Below are 7,950 nucleotides of genomic sequence, written 5' to 3'. Positions count from 1 at the left end.
GAATTAGTAAAGTAAATAATTAATGCACAGTTAATAAAATGTATAAGCTAAAACTCAGAAGAGACCTCTTGACCCTCCCTAAATAAAAACTTATTCAACCTAACTTAAATTCAACGCGCTACCTCCCTGACCAGAGTTCGATAGCGCGGCGACTTCCAAAAACGATCCATTCATCAGAACTATTCGCATCCATTCATTGGAGCTATTCGCTCTAATCCATTCATGGAGTCTATTGATTTAATGATACACGATTCTGCCGAAAACTACGTATTCCCTAACACAACCGACAAAGAAATTCCGCATATATCAATAGATAGATATTTAGAATTACAAGCAGAAAATCGGTTGCTAAGGCAAGAGATATCGAGATTAAGTCAGCATAACGAAGTTCTACATAATTGCTGGGTTTATGAAAAGCAAAAGTATTTAGACGCTGCGGGTGTGATTCGGGCGCGAGCAATCGGTGCGAAGATTCTCCCCGAAACGTCGCTTGAACTGGAAAGCCACTTAAATCCAGGGGAGGTCGCATGAGACAAGCGAGTCTGTTTGAACAAGATCGCTTGACGCTGCAAGGGTCTATTGAACTGACAAAGCAGAGTTTATTAAGCTATGGCAAGCAATATAAGCATTGGGCGATCGCGTTTTCGGGGGGCAAGGATTCAACAGCCCTTGTAACGGTAGTAGCGCACTTAATTGAAACAAAACAGATACCTCGCCCCCATAGCCTCACTGCGATCTATGCCGATACCAGGATGGAATTGCCGCCCCTCCATGCTTCGGCAATGGGGGTATTAGAGGAAATCGCTAAGCGTGGTTTCAATGCAAAGATTGCGATCGCACCCCTTGATAAAAGATTTTTAGTTTATATCCTCGGTCGGGGAGTACCGCCGCCTAATAATAATTCGCTCAGGTATTGTACGCGGCAAATTAAAGTTGACCCTATGACCAAAGCATTAGAGGATGTGCGGCAAGGTCTGGAACCAGCCGATCGCTCTCTTTCTCGCTTATTAATGCTTACTGGAGTCCGCCAGGGCGAAAGCGCGGTACGCGACCAACGTATATCAATTAGCTGCTCTAAAAACGGGTCTGAGTGCGGGCAAGGTTGGTTCCAGACTATGACCGCACCTCAAACCGATACCCTTGCTCCTATTTTGCATTGGCGCGTATGTCAGGTATGGGATTGGCTTACTTTTGAAGCACCTGCTTTGGGATTTCCTACAAGTGCTGTAGCAGAAGCTTATGGGGGAGAGGAAGCTGAGGAGATTAATGCTCGTACGGGCTGCATCGGCTGCCCTCTCGCCTCCAAAGATACTGCACTAGATGCGGTAATCAAACAACCCCAATGGGCGTATTTAGAGGAGCTAAAACGCCTGCGCCTCATATACGAGCAGATGCGGTTATTTTCCAACCGCCTGCAAAAAGATGGCACTGAGACGAAAAAGGATGGCTCATTGGTAGCCAACCCAGGGAGAAAGGGACCGCTGACCCTAGAGGCGCGATCGCACTTTTTAGAAAAAATTTTGCAAATCCAGGCAGAGGTAAATGCAAAAGCTATGGCGTGCGATCGCCCCCTAATATCTCTTATCAACCCCGAAGAAGAATCAAGGATTCGGGAACTGATAGCGCTGCGTACCTTCCCCGACGGCTGGAGTGGAAACGAGCCACGCGGCGATATTCTGCTGCCCGAAGTTTACCCCAACGGCAATAAACAATTACTCCTGTTTTGATGCAATGTGCAAGCAAGTAGAGCCACTACCACAATCGTTTTACGCCCAGCAAGGATTATTTAGCGATGAGGACATCAAATCGCTCGGTGCTGATTATTTAGGCGATCGCATTTACACCCCTGGTTTTACCTTGCTCTACCAAGTCACATCAGGACCGCTTTGCCGATTGTTCTGGAATAAGGACTTAGAGCGTTTTGAACCTCACAGTTTTGAATCGGCGTGGCAGCAAATCGATGGCAAATGGCAGAGGGCAGGACCAAATTTTTTAAGCTATCAAGTCGTCGGCGGCTATTTTATTACTCCCCGATGGAAACCCTCACTACCTCACTACTGGCAAATGCCAAGGCAAGCAGCTTGACTCAACCATTCCTACTCGACTTTATAACTCGAATCAAACAAGCCTACGAGACCGAGCCGCCAGGGAGGGTATTTAGCACGATTGTCAAACGCGACCTTCCTAATAACTGGATAATCCTCCAATTCAATATCCATCACACTCGCAAAGTGGACGAGGTTGGCATTCGGTGGAGCGGAAACGAATTGACGGTTGATTTTCTTCCAGGTGGCGCTATTGCTATCCCCATCTGCTTCATCGACGATTACGGACTTAGGTGGGTACAAATGAACTACTCTAAGGCTTGCCCAGTTCTCAAACCGCAAGACAAAGCAGATATCGAGCGTATTCTTACCAACATCTATCAAATCACCCAGTTTTACAAACCTCAGTTGCGATTTATTCTCGGTCATTCATCAAAGGTGCAAGTAAAGGAGAAAACAAGTTGATTAAAGACGAATTACATAGCGCGATCGCAAACCAATTATCCCAGCTAACCAAAAAACAATTGTCAGAAATTCTGCTGCTGGTAAACGCTTGGGCAAACGACATCCCTTTAGCCAATCTCAGGATGCAACCAAGAACCGTACAAGAGCTATACGAGCAGTTAGAAAAAGAGCAATCAGTCAATACGGAGTTGGTTCGTGAAATTGAAGCTCTTACCAAGAAAGTAACTGAGTATGAGGAATATAGCCAAAATCTGAGCGAATCACTAAGACAAGTAATTAAAGAAAATCGCTGGTTGAAGAGCGATCTGTATTTGCAGCCGAAGGAAGGTCAAAAGTGACTTATCAAGTAAAACCAGTTATCCGATTGGGATACTACAAGCACTTCAAGGGGGCTGTCTACCGACTTAAATGCCTTGCCCAAGATAGCGAAACCTTGGAATGGTTGATTGTCTATGGCAACGTGCATGGTGACTGGGTGAGGACTGCTGATAATTTCTTGGACTTGATAAATCACGAGGGGAAAACTGTCCCCCGCTTTGAATTTCTTGGGGAGGAAAAGCCTTGATTCTAGTTGACCATCAAATCAGTGACTTGTGCGATCGCTCCCTTATTACCCCATGCGATCGCTCCCTAATCAATCCTGCCTCGCTCGACGTGCGAATTGGGGAATCGGCAATAGTCGAATATTTGTTCGGTGATAGATCGGAGTGGTCATCGCTCAACCTAAACCAGTATTCCAAGGAAGCGCCCTACTGGTTACAGCCAAAAGAATTTATCTTAGTTGGCACTCTTGAAACGGTAAATATCCCCACCGATATAGGTGCGGAATTTAGGTTGAAGTCTTCCCGCGCCCGTGAAGGATGGAATCAGTGTTTAGCAATCTGGTTAGATCCTGGATTTTCTGGCGTTATCACCCTGGAATTAATCAACGAGTGCCGTTACACCCGCTTGCCACTGTATCCAGGGCTGCTAATCGGACAACTAATCTTTCACTCGTGCGGTGTACCTGACTGCTCTTACAAGGAGACGGGGCGGTACAACGGCGCGACAACTGTCGAGGCTAGCAAGGGGTAAGTATGCAAGCTGTAGCGTCATTACAAAAGAATTCCTTACCAACCCTCACCCCCAGGCAAAAGCAAATTGCTTATCTAGTGAGCCAGGGGCTATCTAATCCTGCGATCGCACGCGAAGTATTCCTAACCGAAGGAGGCGTGGCGTGTCAAATGAGCGCGATTTTCAATCTGTTAGGCATTAAGTCGCGCTACCAGTTAGCGTGTCTCGTCCTGGAAAACCCAGAATTGCTCTACGTCTCGTCAAACCCGCCTATGTGCCAAATTACTTGGCTAAAGCAGCAACGCCTTAGAGCCGCCCTAATGCTGTCTGATGCCATCGATCGCACCAGCGATTACGACTTGAAAAAAGATTTGGTAGAAATCCTAGAACTTCTACAGCCCAATGAAAATAATCAGTTTACCAAACCACAGAGACGACCTCTGCGGCTGACTGTTCTTCCACTTCTACAAGCCCGTAACCAAAATAATGCCTAAATTTCGTAAAAAACCAGTAACTATTAGCGCCGAGCAATGGTTTCCAGATCGTCCAGTATCAGGTGTATTGCAACCTTTACCCAATAGCCAGACACAGTTCGATCCACATATCGTTACTTTGGAAAGCAAGCTTTGCGCAGGTCCGCACCTAGTATCGCCTGGTGACTGGATCGTGACTGGGGTTAAAGGAGAGAAGTACCCAGTCAAGGACGAAATCTTTAGGCTGACTTATGAGCCTGTAGACGAAGAAGCAGAAAAAGCCTTTCTTTCAAATAAAAATCCCCAGCGATAACTGGGGGCTAGCAAATAAACCGGATGTAATTATGCACCAAATAGCGACTGCAACAAATAAAGTTTCAAATAAGTTTTGGATGCCTATGGATATTATAGGCGCATTTCCCCGTTGGGAGGTCAGTGCGATCGCGGATTTAAGCAACGCTTTCAGCTTCTTTGTCCTGCGCTTTCAACCATTCGCGAAAAACCTGCGACAGTGGAATTTCATGCTTTTGTGCAACTCGCTCCAAACGCTCGCGCTCCACTTCATCCAATCTAATTTTATATATCTTTTCCCTAGCCATAGTTTTTTGTGTCCACAAAAGGGTTACAATAGATTTAATGTAGCTGATATAGGTCCCCCACCTGATTGCAACAGGGAGGGGAGTTGTCGGCTGTATTCATCTAAAACCCATAGAGCCAACACATATGAATATAGCATTTTTGGGGGTACAGTGTGTACCTCTTGTAGCACATTGCCTTCCTATGCAGACATGGCTGGGGATGTAATGAAGACTTCATTTTGCATCAATGCTTATGGCATGAGAATTCCTTGTAGAAGAGATGACTTAAGCTCTCAGAAATTAGCAAAAACCTTAGCCTTTCAACATCAGTGTATAGATTTCACATGGTCAGAGGAAGGTAATACCACTCTTTGTGCCTATGTTGAGTTTCCCTCGCTGGAGCGAGCGATCGCCTATGGAGTCGCCATAACTCGTCTCAAATCACCCCAAAACTACATTCAAGCGAAGTCTGGCGGGCAGAGGACTCTGTCCGCCGAGCTTCGCGAGTTAGTAGAAAAACGAGTCTATGTGCGTATGAATGGTGGAAGCCTAGTAGGTTTATACAGTGAACCTGAAAAAAGAATCAAGTTTAGACTTCAATCGATTGTTGGAGGCAAAACTGAAGTTAAAACGCCTCTTGGTCGAATTGACTTATTAACCGACATAGAGATAGTAGAGGTAAAACCTTTCAAAGATTGGAAAGCAGCAATAGGGCAGGTTTTAGTTTACGGGAGTTTTTACCCAAACCATAAAAAACGCATCCATTTGTTTGATCGCCAAGAGCAAAAGACACTTAATTTAATTCAAGAAGCCTGCGCTAAATATGACATTCAAGTGACCTTTGAAATTGATAAGGGGTGGCAGTAATGGCAAAACTTCTAACAAAGGAATACCCGTTAACCGTCCTACCTGCCTTAGCAAAAAAATTAGGTACAACAGCCGCGATGCTGCTTCAGCAGATTCATTATTGGACGCAAAAGAAGTGCGGCAAAGTCATCGACGGGGTGCGCTGGATCTATAACACGTACAAGCAATGGCAAGAGCAACTATCTTTTCTGTCGCTGTCTACAGTCAAGCGGGCGATCGCCAAATTAAAAGAGCTAAATCTTATATTGGTTGAGCAACACGATAAGAGCGACTGGAACCATACCAACTACTACCGCATAGACTACGAAAGCTTGAAATCGTTGCAGCTATCGATTGGGTCAAATTGCCCTGACCGTTTGGGTCAAGATGAACCAAGCGATGGTGTCAATTTGGAACCATCAACTATATCTACAGAAAATACATCAGGAAACACTACACATACTGAGGTCGGTGGAGAAAAACGGCATTTTTCGGGAGAAGAATTCTTCCGAAAAGATGCCTCAGATTTTCCGTTAATGGCAGAGCAATTGATCGACAAGTATGAAGAGAAGTTAAAGACTTTCACCATTTACAAAAACGTGTGGGGCGGAGACAAATTAATCCCAAATCCCAAGATGAAGCAAGTCATGCAGATGTTGGCGAAAGTCCCGCCTGACCGCGCCGAGCGTTCAATTTTGGCATTTTTGGGTTGGTTCAAAAAACAAGATGTAAACAAAATAAAGTGCAAATACAAGGCGTTAGAGAGTGCGATCGCCCGTGATTGGGAGGTTTCGTTGTAATGACAGATACTGTTGACAAACATATTTTGGCTCTGTGGAAGCAGATAGTTGAGCAAACAAAACTTGGCAATGCATTATCTGAGTTCATGGAGTTAACCGAGTTTGATTTACCTTCCAAAACTGCAACTATTCGAGTAGATTCTCAGCCGACAGTTAAAGCAATTTCTCCTTACTTACCAAGATTAGAATCAGCTTTTGAATCCGTCTTGCGGGTTGATATTAAGATTCGGCTTGAAGTGCCAGAGGTTGAAGCTGAAACTTTAGCATCGGAAATAACCAACCAAGGGCTAGGCGCTCCTCTCGAATGGAATGGATTAAGGTTTCGTTCCAAGTCAGAGATGAAGGTTGCCCAAGTTCTAGACCAGCGCAAGGTTTTGTATTTCCCGAATGCTAGGGGTCGGTTGCTGGATAACTACCAGCGAGTAAACAAAGAGGCAGACTTTTTAATTTGTCATGAGGGGCGTTGGGGAATCTTGGAGTGCGATGGAGAAATGTACCACCAATCAGCAGCCAAAGACCACGCCAGAGACATGATTTGGAATGCTAACGGCATTTGGTTTATTAAAAGATTCTCTTCTACTGAGTGCTACAACAATCCTGAAAAAGTTGTTGATTTGTTTCTAGAAATGCTTAGGGCGTTTCATTTGCAGACTCACAGAGGTTCCGCAAATGCAGATTGACATCCCCAAACTCAATCAAATCTTCGGCTTGCCAGTAAACATCTGCCGTTACTGCTCTGGTATTTGCGAGATGTCTATGCGGGAAACAAACAAGGGTGAGGTTTTCCCATATTCCGAATGCCCTAGCTGCAAGGAAACCATGCGGGGCTGCCAGGGAATGCTTTGGATTTGGAGGGACGAAACCTAATGCGTTCCTCAGTCCTGGAAATAGTAATGCAAGCGCCGTCATCTGGGCTAACTTCGCGAGCCATAAGGCAAAAGCTAGCCTTACGGACTAGCCTGCAACGGTTGAGGGGGCATTTGAAGAAGCTGGAGGAACTTGGACTGATTCATTCACAATTAGACCCTACCCATCGGCTTCGGCTTATCTATTTTCCAGGCTCTGAACCAGGTCAAAAACCAGAACCGATTGACAATGCCCAGGTTATTCGTGCGGTTATCGCCCAAGAGCCACAGGGGATTAATTTCCGGTCAGTAACGGCGAAATGTCAATTAGGAATTTCCCCATCCCAAATGGTTTGGGAGCTACGGAACCTGATTGAAAGCGGGGTGATTGTTTGCAAAAGCGACCCTAAACATAAACGACGATTTTTGTACTTTACGGTAAATAACAATGCAATTAGTAGCTAACGTTTCCATCCCTAACAATTTGAGAGAGTTTGGGGAGGAATCCTTCCCCCCCAAATCTCTCGTAGATAACGCAACCCTACCCCTTAATCGCTTAGAACTGATGCGACTTAAGGAGATGGGTATTGTCACAGGTAAGGCTTATGTCTACTTCGCCCTCAAGCTTTCTTACAACACATCAACTCCGTCAATCGATATCGAGTCGTTCTGCGATGATTGGCAGCTAACAGAATCAGAACTTGGAGGAGCGATCGCGCGCGAGCTTTGCGGGAGGAGTATTCCTTCCGCAAACGTCGCTTCACAATTACACAAGAAAGGGGCGCTAGCTCCGGTTAACCGTCAACTTGAACTGGAGCTATTTTAAGATGCAAGCTATTCGTACC

The 7,950-nt window shown here is 45.4% G+C and carries 15 protein-coding genes; 14 read left to right on the top strand and 1 reads right to left on the bottom strand.

The window, feature by feature from the left end; translation table 11 throughout:
- Positions 1 to 240: 240 nt before the first annotated feature.
- Genes ACRC32_RS25320 through ACRC32_RS25280 form a run of 9 tightly spaced genes read left to right on the top strand, consistent with a single transcriptional unit; the run spans position 241 to position 4,349 of the window.
- Positions 241 to 531 carry a hypothetical protein gene (locus ACRC32_RS25320; RefSeq protein WP_438556565.1) on the top strand — a complete coding sequence of 97 codons (291 nt, stop codon included), beginning with the start codon at positions 241 to 243 and terminating at the stop codon, positions 529 to 531.
- Positions 528 to 1,727, top strand: a complete 1,200-nt coding sequence (locus tag ACRC32_RS25315) for a phosphoadenosine phosphosulfate reductase domain-containing protein (RefSeq protein ID WP_438556564.1) — start codon at positions 528 to 530, stop codon at positions 1,725 to 1,727. Before ACRC32_RS25320 ends, ACRC32_RS25315 begins: the two co-directional genes overlap by 4 nt.
- A 4-nt stretch (positions 1,728 to 1,731) precedes the next feature.
- Positions 1,732 to 2,085, top strand: a complete 354-nt coding sequence (locus ACRC32_RS25310) for a hypothetical protein (protein WP_438556563.1) — start codon at positions 1,732 to 1,734, stop codon at positions 2,083 to 2,085.
- Positions 2,082 to 2,510: a hypothetical protein gene (locus ACRC32_RS25305; RefSeq protein ID WP_438556562.1), complete on the top strand. Its 429-nt coding sequence runs from the start codon at positions 2,082 to 2,084 to the stop codon at positions 2,508 to 2,510. The genes ACRC32_RS25310 and ACRC32_RS25305 overlap by 4 nt, the downstream gene beginning before the upstream one ends.
- A complete protein-coding gene (locus tag ACRC32_RS25300; RefSeq protein WP_438556561.1) occupies positions 2,507 to 2,848 on the top strand; it encodes a hypothetical protein in 342 nt (113 codons plus the stop codon). Before ACRC32_RS25305 ends, ACRC32_RS25300 begins: the two co-directional genes overlap by 4 nt.
- A complete protein-coding gene (locus ACRC32_RS25295) occupies positions 2,845 to 3,075 on the top strand; it encodes a DUF1653 domain-containing protein (RefSeq protein ID WP_438556560.1) in 231 nt (76 codons plus the stop codon). The genes ACRC32_RS25300 and ACRC32_RS25295 overlap by 4 nt, the downstream gene beginning before the upstream one ends.
- Positions 3,072 to 3,584: a dCTP deaminase gene (dcd, locus tag ACRC32_RS25290; protein ID WP_438556559.1), complete on the top strand. Its 513-nt coding sequence runs from the start codon at positions 3,072 to 3,074 to the stop codon at positions 3,582 to 3,584. The genes ACRC32_RS25295 and dcd overlap by 4 nt, the downstream gene beginning before the upstream one ends.
- 2 nt (positions 3,585 to 3,586) lie before the next feature.
- Positions 3,587 to 4,057, top strand: coding sequence for a response regulator transcription factor (locus ACRC32_RS25285; protein WP_438556558.1), 471 nt, complete (start codon positions 3,587 to 3,589; stop codon positions 4,055 to 4,057).
- On the top strand, positions 4,050 to 4,349 hold the full coding sequence (locus ACRC32_RS25280) for a hypothetical protein (RefSeq protein ID WP_438556557.1): 300 nt from the start codon (positions 4,050 to 4,052) through the stop codon (positions 4,347 to 4,349). Before ACRC32_RS25285 ends, ACRC32_RS25280 begins: the two co-directional genes overlap by 8 nt.
- 136 nt (positions 4,350 to 4,485) lie before the next feature.
- On the opposite strand, the gene ACRC32_RS25275 is transcribed toward ACRC32_RS25280, so the two are convergent.
- Positions 4,486 to 4,635, bottom strand: coding sequence for a hypothetical protein (locus tag ACRC32_RS25275; RefSeq protein ID WP_438556556.1), 150 nt, complete (start codon positions 4,633 to 4,635; stop codon positions 4,486 to 4,488).
- 204 nt (positions 4,636 to 4,839) lie between these two features.
- On the opposite strand from ACRC32_RS25275, the gene ACRC32_RS25270 reads away from it, so the two are divergent.
- From ACRC32_RS25270 to ACRC32_RS25250, 5 genes are all read left to right on the top strand, one after another.
- Positions 4,840 to 5,481 (top strand): hypothetical protein, encoded by a 642-nt coding sequence (locus ACRC32_RS25270; RefSeq protein ID WP_438556555.1) that lies wholly within the window; start codon positions 4,840 to 4,842, stop codon positions 5,479 to 5,481.
- Positions 5,481 to 6,260 carry a hypothetical protein gene (locus ACRC32_RS25265; RefSeq protein WP_438556554.1) on the top strand — a complete coding sequence of 260 codons (780 nt, stop codon included), beginning with the start codon at positions 5,481 to 5,483 and terminating at the stop codon, positions 6,258 to 6,260. Before ACRC32_RS25270 ends, ACRC32_RS25265 begins: the two co-directional genes overlap by 1 nt.
- Positions 6,260 to 6,940, top strand: coding sequence for a DUF559 domain-containing protein (locus ACRC32_RS25260; protein ID WP_438556553.1), 681 nt, complete (start codon positions 6,260 to 6,262; stop codon positions 6,938 to 6,940). Before ACRC32_RS25265 ends, ACRC32_RS25260 begins: the two co-directional genes overlap by 1 nt.
- A gap of 186 nt (positions 6,941 to 7,126) precedes the next feature.
- Entirely contained in the window at positions 7,127 to 7,570 is a 444-nt protein-coding gene (locus ACRC32_RS25255; RefSeq protein WP_438556552.1) for a hypothetical protein, read from the top strand.
- Positions 7,554 to 7,931, top strand: coding sequence for a hypothetical protein (locus tag ACRC32_RS25250; RefSeq protein ID WP_438556551.1), 378 nt, complete (start codon positions 7,554 to 7,556; stop codon positions 7,929 to 7,931). Before ACRC32_RS25255 ends, ACRC32_RS25250 begins: the two co-directional genes overlap by 17 nt.
- Positions 7,932 to 7,950: the final 19 nt, after the last annotated feature.

The sequence above is a fragment of the Chroococcidiopsis sp. genome (assembly GCF_051657925.1).
In the GTDB taxonomy this organism is placed as follows: Bacteria; Cyanobacteriota; Cyanobacteriia; order Cyanobacteriales; family Chroococcidiopsidaceae; genus Chroococcidiopsis.
Note: the sequence above shows the minus strand (reverse complement) of the source record. Positions and strands in the feature narration are given on the sequence as shown.

Excerpts from the sequence above, each read along its gene's own strand:
- ACRC32_RS25320 (WP_438556565.1), top strand. The coding sequence starts at position 241 with ATGATACACGATTCTGCCGAAAACTACGTATTCCCTAACACAACCGAC.
- ACRC32_RS25315 (WP_438556564.1), top strand. The coding sequence starts at position 528 with ATGAGACAAGCGAGTCTGTTTGAACAAGATCGCTTGACGCTGCAAGGG.
- ACRC32_RS25310 (WP_438556563.1), top strand. The coding sequence starts at position 1,732 with ATGTGCAAGCAAGTAGAGCCACTACCACAATCGTTTTACGCCCAGCAA.
- ACRC32_RS25285 (WP_438556558.1), top strand. The coding sequence starts at position 3,587 with ATGCAAGCTGTAGCGTCATTACAAAAGAATTCCTTACCAACCCTCACC.
- ACRC32_RS25280 (WP_438556557.1), top strand. The coding sequence starts at position 4,050 with ATGCCTAAATTTCGTAAAAAACCAGTAACTATTAGCGCCGAGCAATGG.
- ACRC32_RS25275 (WP_438556556.1), bottom strand. The coding sequence starts at position 4,635 with ATGGCTAGGGAAAAGATATATAAAATTAGATTGGATGAAGTGGAGCGC.
- ACRC32_RS25270 (WP_438556555.1), top strand. The coding sequence starts at position 4,840 with ATGAAGACTTCATTTTGCATCAATGCTTATGGCATGAGAATTCCTTGT.
- ACRC32_RS25265 (WP_438556554.1), top strand. The coding sequence starts at position 5,481 with ATGGCAAAACTTCTAACAAAGGAATACCCGTTAACCGTCCTACCTGCC.
- ACRC32_RS25260 (WP_438556553.1), top strand. The coding sequence starts at position 6,260 with ATGACAGATACTGTTGACAAACATATTTTGGCTCTGTGGAAGCAGATA.
- ACRC32_RS25255 (WP_438556552.1), top strand. The coding sequence starts at position 7,127 with ATGCGTTCCTCAGTCCTGGAAATAGTAATGCAAGCGCCGTCATCTGGG.
- ACRC32_RS25250 (WP_438556551.1), top strand. The coding sequence starts at position 7,554 with ATGCAATTAGTAGCTAACGTTTCCATCCCTAACAATTTGAGAGAGTTT.